This window comes from Paenibacillus ottowii, from assembly GCF_006874425.1.
Lineage (GTDB): Bacteria > Bacillota > Bacilli > Paenibacillales > Paenibacillaceae > Paenibacillus > Paenibacillus ottowii.
Genome location: NZ_VIJZ01000002.1, coordinates 80,318 through 98,521, shown reverse-complemented (window position 1 = coordinate 98,521; position 18,204 = coordinate 80,318). Strand labels below are relative to the sequence as shown.

27 protein-coding genes are annotated in these 18,204 nt (G+C 37.6%); 22 read left to right on the top strand and 5 right to left on the bottom strand.

The features are described 5' to 3' along the window. The first annotated feature begins 49 nt into the window (after positions 1-49). The 14 genes from FKV70_RS04475 to FKV70_RS04405 all read left to right on the top strand — a co-directional run bounded on the left by FKV70_RS04475 (position 50) and on the right by FKV70_RS04405 (position 10,120). Complete coding sequence (locus tag FKV70_RS04475) at positions 50-634, top strand: 2,' 3'-cyclic nucleotide 2'-phosphodiesterase (RefSeq protein WP_090738489.1); 585 nt, start codon at positions 50-52, stop codon at positions 632-634. A 3-nt stretch (positions 635-637) separates the two neighbouring features. Then, complete coding sequence (locus tag FKV70_RS04470; RefSeq protein WP_142611964.1) at positions 638-1,336, top strand: hypothetical protein; 699 nt, start codon at positions 638-640, stop codon at positions 1,334-1,336. A gap of 112 nt (positions 1,337-1,448) precedes the next feature. Further along, positions 1,449-1,655, top strand: a complete 207-nt coding sequence (locus FKV70_RS04465; RefSeq protein ID WP_244310659.1) for a hypothetical protein — start codon at positions 1,449-1,451, stop codon at positions 1,653-1,655. 41 nt (positions 1,656-1,696) lie between these two features. Next, on the top strand, positions 1,697-2,152 hold the full coding sequence (locus FKV70_RS04460; RefSeq protein WP_208738390.1) for a phage holin family protein: 456 nt from the start codon (positions 1,697-1,699) through the stop codon (positions 2,150-2,152). Then, the gene (locus tag FKV70_RS04455) at positions 2,130-3,122 is read left to right on the top strand and encodes a GH25 family lysozyme (protein WP_142611963.1); all 993 of its coding nucleotides are present in this window, start codon (positions 2,130-2,132) and stop codon (positions 3,120-3,122) included. The genes FKV70_RS04460 and FKV70_RS04455 overlap by 23 nt, the downstream gene beginning before the upstream one ends. 2 nt (positions 3,123-3,124) lie before the next feature. Further along, entirely contained in the window at positions 3,125-3,679 is a 555-nt protein-coding gene (locus FKV70_RS04450) for a phage holin, LLH family (RefSeq protein ID WP_142611962.1), read from the top strand. Positions 3,680-3,820: 141 nt separating this feature from the next. Beyond that, the gene (locus tag FKV70_RS04445) at positions 3,821-5,065 is read left to right on the top strand and encodes a hypothetical protein (RefSeq protein WP_142611961.1); all 1,245 of its coding nucleotides are present in this window, start codon (positions 3,821-3,823) and stop codon (positions 5,063-5,065) included. A 470-nt stretch (positions 5,066-5,535) separates the two neighbouring features. Beyond that, on the top strand, positions 5,536-6,114 hold the full coding sequence (locus FKV70_RS04435; RefSeq protein ID WP_142611959.1) for a hypothetical protein: 579 nt from the start codon (positions 5,536-5,538) through the stop codon (positions 6,112-6,114). 94 nt (positions 6,115-6,208) lie between these two features. Further along, positions 6,209-6,679: a NucA/NucB deoxyribonuclease domain-containing protein gene (locus FKV70_RS04430; RefSeq protein ID WP_142611958.1), complete on the top strand. Its 471-nt coding sequence runs from the start codon at positions 6,209-6,211 to the stop codon at positions 6,677-6,679. A 266-nt stretch (positions 6,680-6,945) separates the two neighbouring features. Next, the gene (locus FKV70_RS04425; protein WP_142611957.1) at positions 6,946-7,458 is read left to right on the top strand and encodes a hypothetical protein; all 513 of its coding nucleotides are present in this window, start codon (positions 6,946-6,948) and stop codon (positions 7,456-7,458) included. A gap of 25 nt (positions 7,459-7,483) precedes the next feature. Then, a complete protein-coding gene (locus FKV70_RS04420; protein WP_142611956.1) occupies positions 7,484-7,891 on the top strand; it encodes a hypothetical protein in 408 nt (135 codons plus the stop codon). 730 nt (positions 7,892-8,621) lie between these two features. Then, the gene (locus FKV70_RS04415) at positions 8,622-9,209 is read left to right on the top strand and encodes a transcriptional regulator (RefSeq protein ID WP_142611955.1); all 588 of its coding nucleotides are present in this window, start codon (positions 8,622-8,624) and stop codon (positions 9,207-9,209) included. 34 nt (positions 9,210-9,243) lie between these two features. Then, on the top strand, positions 9,244-9,867 hold the full coding sequence (locus FKV70_RS04410) for a hypothetical protein (protein WP_142611954.1): 624 nt from the start codon (positions 9,244-9,246) through the stop codon (positions 9,865-9,867). Positions 9,868-9,886: 19 nt separating this feature from the next. Continuing rightward, on the top strand, positions 9,887-10,120 hold the full coding sequence (locus FKV70_RS04405; protein WP_142611953.1) for a hypothetical protein: 234 nt from the start codon (positions 9,887-9,889) through the stop codon (positions 10,118-10,120). A 110-nt stretch (positions 10,121-10,230) separates the two neighbouring features. Here FKV70_RS04405 and FKV70_RS04400 read toward each other — a convergent pair whose 3' ends face one another. Next, entirely contained in the window at positions 10,231-10,554 is a 324-nt protein-coding gene (locus FKV70_RS04400) for a hypothetical protein (protein WP_142611952.1), read from the bottom strand. A 242-nt stretch (positions 10,555-10,796) separates the two neighbouring features. Between FKV70_RS04400 and FKV70_RS04395 the strand changes: the two genes are divergently transcribed. From FKV70_RS04395 to FKV70_RS27075, 3 genes are all read left to right on the top strand, one after another. Beyond that, positions 10,797-11,222, top strand: coding sequence for a NucA/NucB deoxyribonuclease domain-containing protein (locus FKV70_RS04395; protein WP_142611951.1), 426 nt, complete (start codon positions 10,797-10,799; stop codon positions 11,220-11,222). Between the two features lie 171 nt (positions 11,223-11,393). Then, complete coding sequence (locus FKV70_RS04390; RefSeq protein WP_142611950.1) at positions 11,394-12,653, top strand: Kelch repeat-containing protein; 1,260 nt, start codon at positions 11,394-11,396, stop codon at positions 12,651-12,653. Between the two features lie 103 nt (positions 12,654-12,756). Then, entirely contained in the window at positions 12,757-12,840 is an 84-nt protein-coding gene (locus tag FKV70_RS27075) for a putative holin-like toxin (protein WP_223822117.1), read from the top strand. A 214-nt stretch (positions 12,841-13,054) separates the two neighbouring features. On the opposite strand, the gene FKV70_RS26455 is transcribed toward FKV70_RS27075, so the two are convergent. Beyond that, positions 13,055-13,945 carry a hypothetical protein gene (locus tag FKV70_RS26455; RefSeq protein ID WP_244310657.1) on the bottom strand — a complete coding sequence of 297 codons (891 nt, stop codon included), beginning with the start codon at positions 13,943-13,945 and terminating at the stop codon, positions 13,055-13,057. A gap of 161 nt (positions 13,946-14,106) precedes the next feature. Here FKV70_RS26455 and FKV70_RS04380 point away from each other — a divergent pair, with 161 nt between their 5' ends. The 5 genes from FKV70_RS04380 to FKV70_RS04360 all read left to right on the top strand — a co-directional run bounded on the left by FKV70_RS04380 (position 14,107) and on the right by FKV70_RS04360 (position 16,262). Further along, complete coding sequence (locus FKV70_RS04380) at positions 14,107-14,439, top strand: YolD-like family protein (RefSeq protein WP_142611949.1); 333 nt, start codon at positions 14,107-14,109, stop codon at positions 14,437-14,439. Between the two features lie 124 nt (positions 14,440-14,563). Next, entirely contained in the window at positions 14,564-15,196 is a 633-nt protein-coding gene (locus FKV70_RS04375; protein WP_014599897.1) for a hypothetical protein, read from the top strand. Further along, entirely contained in the window at positions 15,174-15,728 is a 555-nt protein-coding gene (locus FKV70_RS04370) for an accessory gene regulator ArgB-like protein (protein WP_142611948.1), read from the top strand. Before FKV70_RS04375 ends, FKV70_RS04370 begins: the two co-directional genes overlap by 23 nt. Further along, positions 15,706-15,852: a cyclic lactone autoinducer peptide gene (locus FKV70_RS04365; protein ID WP_016821994.1), complete on the top strand. Its 147-nt coding sequence runs from the start codon at positions 15,706-15,708 to the stop codon at positions 15,850-15,852. Before FKV70_RS04370 ends, FKV70_RS04365 begins: the two co-directional genes overlap by 23 nt. A gap of 14 nt (positions 15,853-15,866) precedes the next feature. After that, entirely contained in the window at positions 15,867-16,262 is a 396-nt protein-coding gene (locus tag FKV70_RS04360) for a LytTR family transcriptional regulator DNA-binding domain-containing protein (protein ID WP_014599896.1), read from the top strand. A gap of 240 nt (positions 16,263-16,502) precedes the next feature. Here FKV70_RS04360 and FKV70_RS04355 read toward each other — a convergent pair whose 3' ends face one another. From FKV70_RS04355 to FKV70_RS04345, 3 genes are all read right to left on the bottom strand, one after another. Then, positions 16,503-16,715 carry a helix-turn-helix domain-containing protein gene (locus tag FKV70_RS04355; RefSeq protein ID WP_043921417.1) on the bottom strand — a complete coding sequence of 71 codons (213 nt, stop codon included), beginning with the start codon at positions 16,713-16,715 and terminating at the stop codon, positions 16,503-16,505. A 564-nt stretch (positions 16,716-17,279) separates the two neighbouring features. Further along, entirely contained in the window at positions 17,280-17,501 is a 222-nt protein-coding gene (locus tag FKV70_RS04350) for a DUF6199 family natural product biosynthesis protein (protein WP_142611947.1), read from the bottom strand. Between the two features lie 347 nt (positions 17,502-17,848). Continuing rightward, positions 17,849-18,175, bottom strand: a complete 327-nt coding sequence (locus FKV70_RS04345; protein ID WP_142611946.1) for a hypothetical protein — start codon at positions 18,173-18,175, stop codon at positions 17,849-17,851. Positions 18,176-18,204: the final 29 nt, after the last annotated feature.

Sequence of the window (18,204 nt, the reverse complement as noted above, 5' to 3'; positions counted from 1 at the left end):
CTTCTATGGATGGTAATATTAGGACATATATACTACATAGGAGGTTCTAATGATGAAAAAATGGTCATATTTGCTCATTGGTCTGTTGATCGGTGTGGTTTTTGCTACGACTGGAAACGCATTTGCGGATCAAATTAAATCTATGGTTGGGCAGACAGTGGCAGGAGAGTATAGTGTAAAGGTTAATGGTAATTCCCTGTCTGAAAACGCGATAGTCGTTGATGGAAAAGCACATGTTCCGCTTCGCGCTGTCACCGACTCTTTAGGGGCGAGTTTAAAAGTGGATGGTAAAACAATTCAAATTGAATCGTCGGAAAATTCTTCTTCAAAACAAACTGATAATATGGCTCAGTCTGTTTCGAATAAATACCAAGGGTGGCCTATTTCTAAGTTAGAAGATAGAAAATCAGAGCTTGAAAAATTTGTGACTGATAGCGAAAAGGATAAAGAGAGCATGCTAAAATCTCTCGAAAAATATAGTAAATTTAAGACTGAATATTCAGGAAATGAAAAACTGATGGAAAAGCTAGATTCCGAAACAAAAGATACTGAAGAACGCATAAAGGCAGCAGAAAACAATATAGCTAAATACAAATCTGACTTAGCCGAAGTAAATGCTGCCCTCACGAAGTAATTCATGAACAAAAAGATAAAACAGGCATGGATTATTTTGACGGTTGTTGTTGGGCTTTTTATTGTAGTATGCGTTTCATCTTTTCTATCGGAGAACAAGGAACTGGATGAAGCATCTGTACCTGTAATTAATAATCATTGGTACTACGAATTTACAGATGATCAAATACAAGCGGCAATAAATAAAGGGCTAAAGAGTGATCGTAGTGATATGTTTCAAGAGGAATCTAGCAGGATAATCAAGGTTCATGAAAACAATTTGTTAGAAATGAAAGGAAATCCACCATTAGTATATTTCTACACACCAACATATCAAATCATAAGAAGAGCATATAAGGACTCTCAAAAGATGGATATGCCTTCAGTCAGTGATGTAAGACGAGATAACATAAACGAAAATTTCTTGTACTTCTCTATTGATGTAGGTATGAATAGGGAAGACGCTTACCAGAATTTCCATGCTGTCTTAAGACAGGGAGATGTCACATTACAGCCTGTAGGTGGTAAATTAGCCAGATTAGACAGTCCATCCACAAAGATTTTTTCTCCTGGTGAGGGCCAAGCGAAATACACTAAGGAAGTTATTGCTCCTTTTATGATTGACGATAAGATTAATCTAAAAGAGCCGTTATATTTAACATTCATCTATTCAGGTAAGAATGATACTGCAACTTATGAAATAATCCCTTCACAACAAAGATGAAGAAAAAGGTTAATCCGTAGTAAATAAGTAATCAAATACAAATACAATACAAGTATGAAAGCCTCTGATAAATCAGGGGCTTATTTTGCGTCTTGAGGGGGTGACGAAACCCATGGCAAAAATAAAATCTACATTGGATATACAACTGGATCTAACCAGACCTGTTGAGGATTTGACTGAGGTCATTTCTGCTGTAATTGCTTCACAACCACATAAACGTAAAGAAATACTTGAGGGATTGGATATAGCAGTAGGAAATGCATTAGCAGATATACAGGCCCAAGAAGAAAAGAAACAGAAAGCAGACGATGATAGATAGCTCAGGAAAAGTTTCCTGAACGGAGAGATGGGGGAAGCAAGGTGGATAAGTGGGAGGTTTTTAAGTTCAGCACTGCTTTAGGAAGCAGTGCTGTGACGTATTTTTACGGTGGGTGGTCGGGAGTATTGGGGGTGTTACTTGCTCTGGTCATTATTGATTATGTGACCGGATTATTTGCCGCTGGCGCGGAAGGTAAGAAGGGTACCGGACCTGGTTTAAAAAGCAAGATTGGTCTTATTGGTATCGCTCGAAAGGTATTTATTTTTGCAATGGTAGCAGTATCCCATCTAATTGATGGTGTCTTAGGCGATTCGCATCTTTTCCGGGATGCAGTCGCCTATTTTTACATGGCAAATGAGCTGCTTTCGATTCTTGAGAACGGCGGCAGGCTTGGAGCGCCAATACCACCAGTGATCCGACAAGCGGTTGAGGTTCTAAAAAGTAAAAGCGGAAGTCAGGAAGGGGATAGAGAAGATGCAAGCAAGGAAAAAAGGTAACGCGCAAGGGATCGACGTATCCCATCACCAGGGCGACATAAATTTTAAAAAGGTTGCCGCAGACGGAATCAGCTTTGTATTTATCAAGGCAACGCAGGGCAAGTCGTTCCGCTCCAAAACGTTTCTTAAATTTGTGAAGGATGCGAAGGCCGCTGGCTTGATGATCGGGGCGTATCACTATGTTGATGATTCGGCAACCACGCCGGATCTGGCCCGACAAGAGGCGGCAAACTTTGCAAAGGCAATAAAGGATGCAGGAGGCGTGTCCACGTTCAACCTGCCGCCCGTGATGGACTATGAGTCCAATAAGTCCAACTTAAGCAAAGCAACTGTTACGGCGGTCGCTAAGGCGTTTCTGGAGGAAGTGGAGCGTCTTACTGGAGTACGCCCAATTGTTTACACGTACCCATCGTTTATCGGCAAATTTTCCGGGCTATCTGGTTATCCACTATGGATTGCGCGGTACCATGCCACAAAGGCCCCATCTGATGCGTCTGGCTGGTCACGTTGGGAATTTTGGCAATACTCCGATGGTCAGTATGGTGGGACTCTGCCGAGCGGCACACGCAAGGTATCCGGTATTACTGGGCCAGTCGATTTAAATGAGTATAACGGCACAGTGGACGAGTTGCGAGCACGCTTCACCAAGCCTCCTGTTTCACCAGATAAGGCGGGAACATTCACATCTGGTACTTTTATTGCAAATGGCAAGGAAGCGGGGAAAGCACTCCTGTATGGCTCCAGAACCTATGTACCGCTGCGGTCTTTGGCAAATGCCTTGGGCCTATCTTATCGTTGGGACAACGTTCGCAAGGAAGCCTATTTAAACGGGTCCAAGCTGCAAACTGTCCAACTTATAGAGGGTACAGCATATGTACAGCTCAAACCAATTGCTGATGCTTATGGGGCGGTAGTGTCTTGGGATTCAAAGAATAAAATCGCATCGTTGAAAACGAAAGGGGAAAAGTAATCATGTTAACAATTATCGAAACTGTACAGCCATATGTAAGTACTATTGCAACAGCAGTCGTAGGTGTGCTTACAGCGTTTGTTTTAGGAGGTCTGAACAAACTCAAGATTAAGGTTAACGTGTGGCTAGAAGCGCGTACAACGGCAGCACAACGTGAGGTAATCCATAAAGTAGCAGGGGAGGCATTTGCACTTGCTCAAACAGCATTTAAAGAAGCTGGAGGAGAACGTAAGCTTCAGGAGGCTTTGCAGTATGCTTCACTTACACTTTCCAGTCAAGGTATTGTAGTATCCCAAGTAGAGCTAAAATCCGCGATTGAGAAGGCATATTTGGAGTACAAGGCTAAGACGAAGTCAGTACTTGCTCCTGAAGTACAGCCAAACGAGGAGGCAGCACAGGCCGCAGCTAAGGAAGCTGTATCATCGTTAGCTGCTCAAGTTACTGCAATCCTATCACAAGCTACTGGAGCAGATACCGTGGAAAGCGCGGTACCTGAAACTCATCAAGATGCTTCTCCAGCACCACAGGCTAATGTAACGGGAGTAGCAGTAGAATAAAAAATGAAGTAAGCACCCTGCTAGCATACTCTAGTTGGGTGCTAATCTACTAGTCCTGATCTTTTGCTATGCATTTAGGGCTTAAGTAGTATATAATACTCCTATCATTAAGGAACTATTTTCCTAAAGGAGCAGATTATCGTGGAAATTCCAAAAGGATTGGCAGATTATTTATACCAATATCGAATTAGAGATTTTCTCAAAAAGAACGGAAAAACACATAGCGGAAAGCCCTCTGCTTACGAAAGATTAAATAATGCATTGATGGAAGATAATACATTTATAGATACATTTAAAGATTTCGTAGTTGAAGAAATCAATTATGGGCGCAATAGACAAATTTTCATTTGTAACTTCGCAGTTGAAAGTTTAAGCGTGTTGGGTTCATACCGATCGGTTCAATCAAACTTAGCTGCTAGATCGTTACCTTTTGAAAACTTCAATGACTTAATGAGTGTAGATTCGAAAGCTGGAGATATGGTATATCTAAACGTAGAACAATTAGATGACCAAGTCAAAAAGATATCTATGGCATTTATAAGGGAAGCATCGGTCGAAGTTGATGACGGTGAAGGGATGATTACAACTAAGATAATAACGGATTATGATTGGATCGATATTTTTCCTCAAAAGAGATACCTACTGATAAAAACAAGACCGCATTCTAATAATTACATAGTTAATGAAGCTCAGTCAAAACAAGATTTTGAATATTACTGGGAATTATTGAAAAATATTTTCAAAATCGTTTATATTAATATGTCTGAAACGAAAAACACACTATACAGAATATTCAAAGTTTTAACGGATAAAGCAGAAGCGCCATATTCCAAAAAAGTTTTAGACAATCTTTCGGTAATTGAACATACAATTAAAGAGTTGTCTTCTACTGTTGAGTTAAAAAGTAGTAAATATCCTGTCGATATACCAATTCGGGTAGCACGTTTATTTGAAAGATCCTTAATTTTAAGTGACTTAATCAATTACAAAGCTTATGATAAAGATAAATTAGGGATAGTAGACAAAATTGATTTTTCCGACCAGTCGGGAGCAAAGGTTGTCGCTCTTTCTGCGGAGGATGGAATTGAATATGCTGATATCTATTTCGACACGAGAGAGACATTAGATGAATTGATGAAACTTAATAAACTTTGGGTTACTTGGTTCTTGCATGATTCTAATGAAGATGATACTTCTTCGCATCCGGAGGAAAATGTTGAATCAAGAGAACAAGATGGAGGAGGAATGAAAAAAGTTGAAACTAGATTTGAAGTCTACGACAACAGAGTTGTTTTGCAGTTTTTAGAAATTCAATGTGCTCCAAAGGAGGTACAAGAGCATGTTCTTTCCGTGTTTAGAAAATTTGAAGAGGGCGAAATTTCCTGATCAATCAATCCAACTTTACGATTGGTGGCTAGGGACTAGAAGGCAAAACACTCTTCAACATTTAAATCCCCTTCAATTTAGTCTTGACTGTGGGATTGATATTCGGCATTCATTACAATTATTTTCACAAAGCGTGTACAATGCAGACCTTAATTTATTGAAAAAGAGAGTGACTCTAGTGTGTCCTATTTGTAACCATAGGGTTGCAGGGCCAGACGAACATTTGAATTTGAATTCAAATTTCGTTTGTAAAAATTGTGGAACAACAATTCCATATTCGCTCGTAGAGGACAATTTGGTTGTAACATTTGAATTGATACAGTCGCCTAATACCCAAGCATTAGATAATGACTTTCCAATAGGGAATAACGCGGGAAACGCTTCTAGCCTTCGATTATCTGATATTCAAGAATATAGTGATGATGACGATATTCGAAGGCTTTTTGAATTAATGTAGGGGAATGATAATTATGAAGAAAAATCTAAGTGTTTCCTTACGTGCTCTTATAATTACATCGCTGATTTCATTAGCAACAGGTTCACTAATCGTATTGAGTGTTTTTTTAATTGGGAGTATTAGGATATCGGGAGGGGACTATATAGGTGCGGTTGTTGGCGGTATAGGGAGCATCGTGGGAAGTTTCATAGGTGCAGTGGTCGCTTATATAGTAGCCGCATATCAGGTTCATAAAACTTTTGAATTAGACAGGTTAAAAGGACAGTCTGGCAATTATGCCGTAATAAGATTGATAAAAGTTGAAGTTGACAAAAACTTTAGGCTTTTAGAAAACTCAAGAGATCACTACTATCTCGGAAAAAAAGATTTTATTAAATATTTAAGTGACTCAAATTGGAATAAATGTTCTACATTAATAGGACAAGAGATAAAAGATGAAGTCATACACACGCTTTCGTCAGTTTATAGTAAGATATTGTTATTAAAAAATAATGATATAACATTAGAAGGTCCGTTATATGATAAATTAACTACACAGTTAAATGAGTGTTCACAAAAACTTGATTCTCAACTTGAAATTTTAAGGAATTGATACTATAAAATCAGAAAGTTTCCAATCCGAAAGCATCGGTGATACCCTACTGGCTAAGCTGGTGGGGTGTTTTTACGTTTAAGGGGGAGACGTTATGCGTAAAACCTGTATTACAATTTGCTTGCTTGGGGCGTTAATAGTATTAGGTGGGTTTATAAATACACTGTCCCACACAGAATGGGGAGATACAAAGCCTTCGGTGCAGACCGTCGCTCCTGTGGCCACTACAACAGCGCCAGGAGAAGCCGTGCGCCTAGAATTCCCGTCAGACCGTTATCCCGAAACAGCACAGCACATTAAAGAGGCTATAGCAGCCGGAAAGTCACCAGTATGCACCATAGACCGCGAAGGAGCTGACCATAACCGTGAGTTGTCCCTAAAGGGTATACCCACCAAGAAGGGCAAAGATCGAGATGAATGGCCTATGGCGATGTGCTCCGAAGGTGGAGAAGGTGCAGACATTAAGTACATAAGTCCAAAGGATAATCGTGGAGCTGGATCGTGGGTAGGTCACAAATTGGATGAATATAAAAATGGGACGAAGGTTGAATTTATCGTTAAGTAGTAAAATCCCCGATAACCTTTATTGGTTGGCGGGGATTTTTGTCAATAAACAACAATATTTTTACATGTTCTAGTTCGAAAGACTATGTCTAAGAAGGAAGAATAGTTTGAAATTTATTTATGTCATTGCTGAATATTTAGAATTTTAAAGGAATTCATAATGGGACTTCCTTACTGTTTATTTAAATTTACGGTTTTCCTCTTACTTCGACATTCATTTTTATATATTATTTTGTTGTAAATACAAAATATTGGAGGAATGTATAAGTGAAATGGAAATTAGCTAAAAAAACTATCTTGAGTTCAATGGCAACTGCTTTATTATTCTCTGTTATAACTCCTTTTGCGGCGTTTGCAGAAACATCTTCAGTAACTGCTACATACGGAACAGCACCAACGATAGATGCTAATACTGTAACTCCGCCTGCTCCTACTGTACAGCCTGATGGGGAAGTTAGTACCCAAGGTGTAAAAGTTAAGGCTGTAGAAATTGCTATTAAAGCATTAAGATATGTTATTGATAACCCTGTGTCGAGATGGACTCTGGAAAAATTCTTTGATACAGAGACAGTGGCAGCTGTTATTAAATATAACAGTAAGGTTTTTGGTGTTCTTGAAAGTTACTTAGGAGCAGTAGAATTGACTACTGCTGAAATAGCCGCAGGCGCAAGGTCTGCTATCGTTCAAGAAATGAGAGGAGTCGTTAGTAAAGGAATTGCAGAAGGAGTAGGGATGGTTGTTGAGTGGTTGATTTATTATGGTAGCAAAGTAATACTTTAATGACTTGGAAAGTGAGAGGTGCATCATGGAAAACTCAAATATTACCCAGCTTGAGAAACGCATAAATGTTTTGCTTGAATGGAAATCTGTATTGTTGCGTTTAGCAGAAGATGAATTGTCCCCATATGATAAGTGGTGTGCTGAAAAAGAGCTTAGTCGAGAAGATCAGCATTTTATCACGAATCTTTGTATGTTATTTAACATCCGTTTGCATCCTGATCAAAGTAACCCTGATGTTCAAAAAGTCACTAAGAACTTTGAAGAACATTTCAAAGTTGATGATTTTGAGTTGAGTTATGAAGTATTTGAAAAATTTATAAAAGAATATCAACTTAGAGTGCACCCAATTCACGAGTGGGATGCTCGAGAAGTGCTTGAAAAGCTTGCCGAGAGCAATAGAAGTGTTGAGTTGAAGGAAAAGCTACTTGGTTAGCTATGAGTTCTAAATGGAGTAGGTAAGAAGGTCCCGCTAACTTAATGATTGGTGGGACCTTCTTCATTAAAGGAATTACCATACCGTTCACCGAATACCTTCCTGAGGTGATCAGCATGAACCATACATATAAAGTGTTAAAGTCGGATATAGAACAGTTACAGTTACGTTTAGTCAGGTAAAAGTGCATCAGAGTATAGCTTCTCTTTGAAATTTATGGTATATTGTAGTTGGAATTGCGACTAGGCCTCTGATCTTGGTTAAGGGGTCAGACAATGATGAAATTTACTGAAGAATTTATTTTAAAAATGGTAAGAACAACTTTTGGAATGTGTAAGTTGATAATTTTAGTTTTGCTAATATTGATTCTTTTTAAGTAGTTGGTTAGTAACATATTGTAATGGACTGAAATAATTTTTAATAACGATAAATTTTGAGTTTTGCTTTTCTAAATTAACAGAGACTAGTCGCCTTCCCTTAATTGGGAGGCGATAAGTGTTAAATAAAGTAGTGCACAAAAAAGGCATTTTCTCTTTCTAGAGAAGATGCCTTTTTTGTGCTATCTGATAATTAAATAAGGTAAAGGAGATGGAGTTATCTTTATCGAGAATAGTTGATAATTTTTTTAAAATCTAATGGTTCAATAGTAATAGTTCTTGTTGACTAATTCGTTTAATGTTGCAATAATCTAAATAGGGAATATAAGTAAATACATATACAGGGTGATAAATTGGAATATACAAAGAAAATTATTGAAGAGAAGTTAAATATACTTTTAGAAGAATCATTTAGGTCTGATCCTGAAGCAAAGAAATTAAAGGTTCTAAAAGATATAAGAAAGGTATATAAAAAACTCTTTAGGATCAAAGATGATGAACAAGTGAAGTTGTATCTCTTGAATTTAAAAATTGATGAAATTAGAATAAAAGCCAATTCTTTTATATCTAATAAGATACACAACTTGTACATGCTTTTTTCAATTTTGCTAATGGTTTATGCCATAATTTTTATAATGAATTCAGGAAATAATTTTTTTGAAGAGACCAGAATATACCTTAAATATGTTGGTATAAGTTTATATGGAGCGTTACTATTTTTAGTTACGACCTCATTAAAAGAGATTAATGAGGTTGGTAATAAACTTTTAGTTTCCATGATTATTCCATTTATTTTTATTAGTGTTTTATTTATAGATAAAAATGAACCTTTTTCACTCACAAATGAGAATGTATATGTATTCTTACTTGGTTATAGTTCTGATATGCTCACTTACATTTTGAATAAAATGATTGAAAAAGTAAAAGCCGTTTTTAATTAAAAAATTCAACAGATAGTTTTTTGGGAGGAGTAATATGAGTAAACTTAAAGAAGATTTAATTGAAAAGTTGATGCAAATTTCGGAGAATGCAGATGAATATGACGAAGTTGGAATGGCTGTAATTAGAAGATGTAAAAAATTATTTACAAAACTTAATTCCATTAATCCTGATGACCAGAATAAGCTGTTTAAAATCAAATTTGAGATTGATGAGTTTATTCTTATATTAAAAGAACATAAATCAGGTAAAGTCTTCGCACATGGAAGACTGGCCTCTAAATTTACGATTGTAACGACACCATATATGTTTATTATTTTAATTATGATTTACTCTTTAATGTATATAACAATTGATAACGTAGGAATAGACAACAACACTGAATATCTTTATATTAAATATCTAGTGTTAAGTATGCTAGGGGCTATGTTCTTTTTTATAACTACGTATTATGAGAAATTTAATAAATCATTGACTAAATTACTGATAGCTTGTTTTGTACCAATTTTATTCGTGGGAGTTTTGTTTACAAAAAAAGATGGAAGTATAGATTTTGCGAATGCCCAACTTGTTGTCTTTCTGCTCGGTTATGGTTCAAACCTTGTTGTATTAATTATCAACAAGGCGACCGAGAAGTTTAAAGCAACATTAAATATTTAGTTTGTAAAGGAGAATTTAGTTGGGAAACATATATAAAGTGCTTAGTATGGATGCCGATTTTCTGGGAGCAGCTCTATCACAGTCCCGAGTATGCGTAGTTAGACCACTGAACGACGAAATGGTGGAGATTGTAGATTATGGTGGTATGATAGAAAAATATACACCTGATTCAATTAAGGTTAATGGAAGCTATTTTATGAGAAAGCAGTTTGAATTTAGAGTAGATGTGAAAAAGGACTCCGCTGGTATGTAACCAGTATGGAGTCCTTTGTTGTTTATTTACTTAAAAACACGCTTATTTGAACGTGTACATCGTATTGTAGTTATACGGTCATTATGGCTAGAATGGTTATGCCTTTCGAATTAATCAGGTTTGGTAATATAACCTTGATAGTACGCCACGTATACATTATTTACCAGTACAGTGTCATACAATGTTAACGAACCACCCCAACCAGTTCCAGGTTCTGTATAAGCAATAGTAGTAGGGATTTTATCTCCTTTCTGATATTGTTTTGTATAACCGGTTACATATTTCTGGGGAAGACCTTGTGGTGTAACTATAGACGATGTTTGACTATTCGTGGATACTTGATTATTAACGGGTGTTGAAGCAAACGCGGCTGACGAACTTCCTAACAAAGCTAATGACAAAAGGGAAGTGACGACGATCTTATCCAACTTCATTCAAAAACATCCTCTCGAATAAAATTTGATTACTTATTCAATATATAGTATATATTGTTATTTTTAATGCGAAATAGATCACATTGAATTGACAAATTACTATTTGATTAGTGCGAATTAGGTAGACGTAAAGGACTCTGAGGGTAATTGGCGATCTTTTTTTGTTTTGCGACAAGCTATGCGATACTTCGACATGACTCTCCAATTAGTATAAAGAAGGCTAAATACTATGGAGGTGTCATATGATAAAAGGAATTGCAAGAGGATTAATTGTATTTTTACTAGCTGCTATTTTTTCCGTTCAAGGCGTCTATGCTGAACCGACAGCAATCAACCAGCAAGCATCTGGGTATACGTTGGAGTTCCCTAGTTCACGTTACCCTGAAACCGGAGCACACATTAGGGATGCGATAGCAGCCGGACATTCTTCGGTATGTACGATTGATCGTGATGGAGCTGAGGAAAACAGGAAGGAGTCACTCAAGGGCTATCCAACTAAAAAAGGATATGACCGCGATGAATGGCCAATGGCAATGTGTGCTGAAGGCGGCGCAGGTGCAGATATCAGATACATAACCCCTAGTGATAACCGGGGAGCAGGATCATGGGTAAGTCATCAGTTAGATAAATATTCTAATGGCACAAAGGTAAGATTTATCGTGAGTTAAAAACAAGGACTCAGCCAGTATAGAAGCTGGAATGAGTCCTTTTTAATACCCAATAAAAAATAAATATGCAAGAATATAGAACATATTTATAGATAAGCAAGTTTATGTTTAGACTCATTAGATCGAATCGAGTAATCTTAGCATACAAAAACAAAAAGGGGAGAAATTGTTTTGAAAAAATTATTTATGTTTTTTATTATTTGCATAGCTTTTTTCTCAACAGAAAAACAGATATTTGCTGAACAAAATGCTTGGATAAGCGAGACCAATTTGAATAATAAAATTGACAGAGTAACCCTAGTAACCGTTAATGGCAAGATATATTCAATTGGCGGACATGATCCGAATAAATTTTATGACACAATTGATGTTTATGATCCTGAAACTAAAACATGGACGCAAAAAGGAAAACTCCCGACACCAAGAGGAACGGTAAGCGCTGCTGTATATGATGGGAAAATATATATTACAGGAGGCGAGCCTATAAATGACAAACTGGATATCTACGACCCCATAACAAATGAGTGGAAGAAGGGAAAGTCACTTCCCAAGGTTGTAGCTGGTCACGGCTCTCAATTTGTTAATGGAAAGCTTCTTGTAATAGGTGGATTCAATATTTATAACAATGCATCCGCAGATGTTTACGAGTATGATCCAAGTACCGATAGCTGGACTACAAAAGCTAGCTTATCCACTCCTCGTAGATATATCACATCTGCTTTAGTTAATGGAAAGGTATATGCAATAGGTGGTTTCGATGAATCAAAAGGCTTGCTTTCTTCTATAGAAGAATATGATCCTCAAGCCAATACTTGGACAACAAAGTCACCAATGTCCACCAAACGTATGGGGCTGTCAGCTGCAGTGTTAAACAATGAAATATATGTCATTGGAGGTAATACTGCTACTGAAAAGATAAGCGGGCCAGCAACGGATGAAGTTGAAAAATATAACCCCAAGACAGATACATGGTCTAAAGTACCTAGCATACTAACTGCAAGGGGGCTTTTATCGGCAGTGAGCTTGAATAATACAATATATGTAGCAGGCGGATCTAATAAATCCGTATACTTTTCAGACTTTGAGAAATATGCGCCTGGCGATAATGGAACCTCTCCAAGCCAACCAGGAGATCCAGGAACCTCTCCAAGTCAACCGGGAGATCCAGGAACCTCTCAACCCAATAACCCGGTGGGAGATCGTGCTATTCTGGTAGTCACCATGACAAATGGCTTAGAGAAGGAATTCGACCTGAGCATGAAAGAGGTCAATGATTTTATCTCATGGTACGAAGGTAAGCAGGCTGGTTCTGGATCGGCTTCATACGCCGTTAATAAACATGATAACAATAAAGGCCCATTCAGCAGCCGTAAGGATTATATGCTATATGATCGTATCCTAACGTTTGAAGTAAGTGAATACTCGAAGTAAAATAAAAAGCCCTCATAAAAGAGGACTTGTGGTATAATTTGGATTGTGCGACAAAACGGCTATATAGGGCGGTCGGCTAATCTCCCGGAAGGGAGGTGACGCCATGGAAGTTAAAGACACACTGATGTTGATGATTCAATTCGCAACGTTGGTGATTCTGATACTTTCTTTCCATAAACGGAAATAGACCGCCCTGGTGAGGATACGGTCTATTTCTGGATCAAACCTCAATTGCTGACCGCTCTTATAGCGGTAAGTCGTGCAGGGGACGGTGGCTGCCGTTCCCTTTTTCTATTCTTATGTTATCATATTCATTTTATTCAGGCAATGGAATTACCTTTGTTGACAATAGTCATAATGGTTATAGAAATATTAAAACCCCGGATTGCTCGGGGGCCGTTTTATTCAAGACCAAATTGTGCTTTTGCTTGTAGTTTGTTACCTTGGAATGTGAAAACGGCATTTGCACCAGGTTCGACTTCACCTTTATACGAATACATTACAGTATAAAATTCGTCTCCTTTTTCACCAACCTCTGAAAGAGCCTCACCGGGACCACCGATAATTTTCGCAACTTCCTCATAAGTCATTCCATTTTTAATCTTGTTATATTTAGCTTTGGTAATGGTTCCGAGGTTTGGCGATTCTGCTACTGTCCGACCCTCTATTTTTCCGTTGTATAGTTTCCAATTGGCTTCTCCCTTAGCACCACGGGAACCAAGTTCACCTTTAAAGGTAACCATATCCCCCGGATTAAGACCATTCAATTCTGAACGATCTGAAACTTTTACAACGATAACATCCCCGAGTTTTTTCTTTTCAGCGCTAATATCTGACCATGATTCACCGTTGTAATCTGCAGGTTTACCATAGACATAAAGGCTGCTTGATCCAGCTTCAATAACAACACCTGACCATGAAACAACTTGGTTTCTTACACTATCGAATGTTTCCCCTTGCTTAGATACTGGCAATGCAAAGAGAGCAGATGAAAACTTATCAAAAGGAAGCGATGTGTCAATCAATGGTTTTTTAGCATCAGTCTGTTCATTTTGGACTGGTTCAGTAGTAACTTTGTTCTCATTAACAGGCGTGGTAGCTACTGGTTTGGAATTAGTTTCGGCTGGTTTCTGAGTGTCAGCGACTGATATTCCAATAATAAATACTAAGAGAGCAGCTAAACCAAAGAGAAACATTTTCTTAGCCTTGCCATTCTTTCTAATTAAAGCTATAGCCCACAAAACAAAAAACACAAAAAAAACCAGCAAAGCAATCACAGCAATTGCAGTCATTACATAACCCCTATCTATTGGTAATATTATTGTAAAATTAGTATATATGACCTAGGAATAATTTTCTAGTACAAAAGTTTTAGATTCAGAACGCGAAAGGTCTTGTCTAGAACGTATGTTCGTAATATAATTTCTACATAATACATCAGGAGGCTAAATACATGTCGAAAAAATTAGAAGGTAATGGCTTGTGGGAAAGCAGTCGGATAATCATCCCTGAGCACAAAGAAGCTTATTTGCGTTTAATGAAAGACCGTCAACGGCGCGGTAAACCGGAGCTGGATGACCAAGAGGTACAATTGATCGAGCAGGCTCTAATAGAGTCTTACAATACACGTACAGCCGTGACAGTGACAGTATTTAGCCCGTTTGACGATACGGACATGACTGGTGTAGTAACGTCAATTAACACCGCTAGATGCGAAGTAAAACTGTTTCGTGGGGAAGATGACTTTAGTTGGATTAGGCTTGAGGATATTATATCGGCAGGCTGAAAATAATTACCTCACATAATACATAAATACTTCCATTTAACATGGTAATTGGATTGCCTCTAACAAGTAACAAATATAGAATTAAAGCATATTTGTTACCAATTATGAGAAGGGGTTATGTGTTATGTGGGAGCCTGTACGGTTCTTGCTTTTCTCGACTGTAGAAACATTTGCGGCGTTTGTTTTAATGTTAACTATTTTTAGAGTTAGAGCCTTAGACTATATATGGCCTGCATTGTTTATTGGTTTGATAATGAATTTGCAGAGCTTTATCTTGAGAGAAGAGACATCTTTATCTTTCTTTGCTCCAACCATAAACATTATATTGTTCACGTTATTAATAACCACTGTTGTTAGGATGCCGATTATTTGGGCAGCCATCATATCCATTACAGGCACATTTTTGTACACATTATTCCAAGCGGCGGTTATATTAATGCTTTTTGGTACCTTGACAACAGAAATGCAGACCTCAGCAGAAGGATCGTTAGCGCAAGCGGTAACTAGTGCATGGGTGTTAGCTATTTCGTGGTTCCTGTATAAATTTAAAATAGGCTTTACGGCAGATTATGAAAATCTACGTTTTAAGTGGGAGTATGTACTCGTTATTATCTTAATAATAGGAGTATTGGCAGCTTGTGCATTTATGTTTTACGTCAATAATTTCTTTTTGAGTATTCTATTTATTGCCTTAGCATCTGCCATGTTTTTATATTATGCATTAAAAACGGAGCGTGATTACTATAAAAAGCCTTGACACCATCGCTCTTAATATTGCGACTCACATCAAAACAGTTGTCCCTGATCATCCTTCATCTATAGATGTTTTAAAACACGGGATATCCGTTGCGATCAATACAGTCTCAATTATTTTACTGACTATAGGTATCTCATTTTTTACGGACAGAATGCAGGAAGCTTTGCTAGCTATGATATCTTTTTCAATGTTGCGCCAAATTGTAGGAGGAATACATTTAAAGAGCAATATAGTGTGTATTGTTGTATCTACAGTTCTACTTACTGCTTTATCTTTCGCAAGTTTTAATTACAATTGGATCGTTATTACGTCGATAATAAGTATTGTGCTTATCTTGATTTACGCGCCATCGAGGGTGGAGGGGAAGACGCGTATATCTAAGAAGCACTATCCGTTGCTAAAGTTGATGGGAGTTGCAATTGTTGCTTTAAATCTGTGGTTGGCTTTTCCAGTGGTAGCTGCCAGTTTTTTTGTTCAGAGTTTAACACTAATAGAAGGAGGTGTGAAAAATGAAGAAAACCAAACCGAGTAAAGTGAAGGCTAGTATGTATTACAATATTGCTGCAATGTTGACAACACTTGCAGTTGCATCAGTGAGCACGGCAAGTCTGTCATGGATTCACAGTCCCGAACCACCGAAAGAATTGTTAAAGTAAGCGGGGAATGTTAAATGCTAAGTTTAACCGTATCGGCAGATCCTGGAGGTATAGAAAGAGGAGAAAATGTTTTAGTAGACAAAGTCCTTTTCATCTCTAAGGGGAGAAAGCGAGACCAGATACTGGTTCATACATTTGATAAAACATACTATATGGTAGGAACCTTGAGACATTGGGAGAATTTTTTGAATAGTAACGGATATCGTTTTTTAAATGTGGATAGAAGCAACACTCTTAATGTAGAAAAAGTAAAGATTGTTAATGGTATCTTTAAAGATGCTTACTTTGAAGATGAAGTAACAAAAACATCGAAAAGATGTCCAATTGCTTACCATCGATTTGATGAGGTTGTTGAAGAAATGGGTTTTATTAATTCGAAAATAATCTTCACTGGAGTTGCTACAAAATAGCGACTCTTTTTTTGTCGAAAATAAGTGTCTTATAATGTCGAATATTAAGAGACATTCAGCGCCCGAATTTTTGTTGCCAAGCCCCTAATAATGGGATTTAATAGTAGTATAGTTATGTCAAAAATTGATATGTTCGATTATAGACATAATTGACTTGGAAAATAAAAAAGGGAGGGGAGTACAGTTGTCTGTAAAAAGTATGGTTCAACCATACTTTTATCCGAGGGAGAGCCAACAGGCTCACTCAAAGATCAGTTCGTATAAGTCTTCCATTTTACAATCGAGGGCATAAGCTATGTTAATCATAACATCAGCAGACATTTTATCCTGATTGTTGGCCCAATTAGAAATCAAATGTCTGCTGTAGCCGGTGCGTCTAGCAAGATCGATTTGTTTTATACGACGTTCTTCGAGTAGCTCCTTAAGTCGGCATCTCCCACGGGAGATTTTCAATCAGAGATCCTCCAGTAGACATCTATTCGTTGCAAATTATATCACTGAGAGGCACTCCAGTAAATACGACAAAGGACGTGCATCAATGCAAATACACAGATTAAAGATTAAATGGGACATTAAAAAAGAGAATGCTGAAATTTATACCTTATCTATGCTTCAGGTATTTGGGACTACTCTGCCGGTCGTTGTAATAGTAGAAGCTCCTTCATGGATTCATGAATTCACTTTCGTAAAGTAGTATGTAAAACGGGGTAGAATGGTTCATTCCCATCTGCCCTACATTGGTCTTAAAATCGTCCCCCTAAGTGTCCCCCAAACGTCCCCCAATTCATGAAAAGTTATGATAGATTGTGAACAACGTTTCTGATGAAATGTTCTATAAATCGCTATCCTAATAAAGGAAAAGATGAAGTGATAAATTCGTACATAAATCGCACCCAAGTACATCAATGGGAACGTGATCAATATCTGACGCTTTACTAAAATGTGGAATCCCTTGGCGCTCTATGCGTTGAGGGATTTTTTTGTTTGGGGCTGATGACTAAAAACAGATCGCAGAGCTTACAGAAAGATAACCAAAAGTCCACACACTAAAAAGAAGGAACCAAAGAGAATAGATGCAGAGCCCCAAAATTTCATGTCATTAATGTAAGCGTCGCTTGGTTCTGAGTCACCTTTGATCTTCCAGGCTTCGTTGGCACGCCATCCCCAGGTGGGGTTTCGTTTACTTAAAATACCAAACGTAAAAAAAGCAATAGCAATAAGAATAAGCAAGAATCCCATTTGATCAGCTCCTTTAAGTGAATTATACCAATAATCTACAACAGATTGAAAGTATACTTAAGTGCTTCAAGGGAATTGTACAAGCCGTGGAGAGTATGAAACGACTTTGAAGAAACCGGACGACATGATCCAAGAATATCATGTTCTCTTTCATCTTGTAGGAGACACCCCACGATAAGAGCCTATACACTATGCACTGTACTATTAAATGGGTGTAGTAGTATAGACCGATGCATGCTAATAGAAAGGGTAATTCATGAGAGATGAGTAAAAAATATGGCAGATAATAACGATGAAAAAAGTAAGCACTTATGAAAAAAGTGCTTACTTTAGAGTTGTTTTTATTATTAAGGGAGTATTTTGTAGACGAAGCCTTGATATAATGGGCATACTCTATGGTTGCCTTTTTGTTGCCATTTATACAAATAAATATCTCCTGCAAAGCCTCCTTCTATGTAAAATTTTGAAGTTGGAACTGTCGATTTCTTATCCTCATTAACCGTTGCGCCTCTGATACCAGTGACCCATTTGCTGTTCTTTTGAGATGGAGAATATGATGTTTCAGAAGAAATACTTGCTGAAGTTTGGGCTTGCTCTGCAAAACTTAATGTCGGTACAGATAATGCCCCAAGAAGAACTGTGCCAGCAGCCAAAGCGATAACAGATTTCTTCAAAAGTAAAGTCTCCTTAGTTTGTTTATCTT

What these genes read in the sequence shown, in the direction of transcription:
- FKV70_RS04430 (WP_142611958.1), top strand. Translation starts at nt 6,209, where the DNA reads ATGCGTAAAACCTGTATTACAATTTGCTTGCTTGGGGCGTTAATAGTA.
- FKV70_RS04350 (WP_142611947.1), bottom strand. Translation starts at nt 17,501, where the DNA reads ATGGGATTCTTGCTTATTCTTATTGCTATTGCTTTTTTTACGTTTGGT.
- FKV70_RS04450 (WP_142611962.1), top strand. Translation starts at nt 3,125, where the DNA reads ATGTTAACAATTATCGAAACTGTACAGCCATATGTAAGTACTATTGCA.
- FKV70_RS04365 (WP_016821994.1), top strand. Translation starts at nt 15,706, where the DNA reads ATGAAGAAAACCAAACCGAGTAAAGTGAAGGCTAGTATGTATTACAAT.
- FKV70_RS27075 (WP_223822117.1), top strand. Translation starts at nt 12,757, where the DNA reads ATGGAAGTTAAAGACACACTGATGTTGATGATTCAATTCGCAACGTTG.
- FKV70_RS04420 (WP_142611956.1), top strand. Translation starts at nt 7,484, where the DNA reads ATGGAAAACTCAAATATTACCCAGCTTGAGAAACGCATAAATGTTTTG.
- FKV70_RS04360 (WP_014599896.1), top strand. Translation starts at nt 15,867, where the DNA reads ATGCTAAGTTTAACCGTATCGGCAGATCCTGGAGGTATAGAAAGAGGA.
- FKV70_RS04380 (WP_142611949.1), top strand. Translation starts at nt 14,107, where the DNA reads ATGTCGAAAAAATTAGAAGGTAATGGCTTGTGGGAAAGCAGTCGGATA.
- FKV70_RS04410 (WP_142611954.1), top strand. Translation starts at nt 9,244, where the DNA reads ATGAGTAAACTTAAAGAAGATTTAATTGAAAAGTTGATGCAAATTTCG.
- FKV70_RS04395 (WP_142611951.1), top strand. Translation starts at nt 10,797, where the DNA reads ATGATAAAAGGAATTGCAAGAGGATTAATTGTATTTTTACTAGCTGCT.
- FKV70_RS04475 (WP_090738489.1), top strand. Translation starts at nt 50, where the DNA reads ATGATGAAAAAATGGTCATATTTGCTCATTGGTCTGTTGATCGGTGTG.
- FKV70_RS04455 (WP_142611963.1), top strand. Translation starts at nt 2,130, where the DNA reads ATGCAAGCAAGGAAAAAAGGTAACGCGCAAGGGATCGACGTATCCCAT.
- FKV70_RS04465 (WP_244310659.1), top strand. Translation starts at nt 1,449, where the DNA reads ATGGCAAAAATAAAATCTACATTGGATATACAACTGGATCTAACCAGA.
- FKV70_RS04470 (WP_142611964.1), top strand. Translation starts at nt 638, where the DNA reads ATGAACAAAAAGATAAAACAGGCATGGATTATTTTGACGGTTGTTGTT.
- FKV70_RS04375 (WP_014599897.1), top strand. Translation starts at nt 14,564, where the DNA reads ATGTGGGAGCCTGTACGGTTCTTGCTTTTCTCGACTGTAGAAACATTT.
- FKV70_RS04435 (WP_142611959.1), top strand. Translation starts at nt 5,536, where the DNA reads ATGAAGAAAAATCTAAGTGTTTCCTTACGTGCTCTTATAATTACATCG.
- FKV70_RS26455 (WP_244310657.1), bottom strand. Translation starts at nt 13,945, where the DNA reads ATGACTGCAATTGCTGTGATTGCTTTGCTGGTTTTTTTTGTGTTTTTT.
- FKV70_RS04400 (WP_142611952.1), bottom strand. Translation starts at nt 10,554, where the DNA reads ATGAAGTTGGATAAGATCGTCGTCACTTCCCTTTTGTCATTAGCTTTG.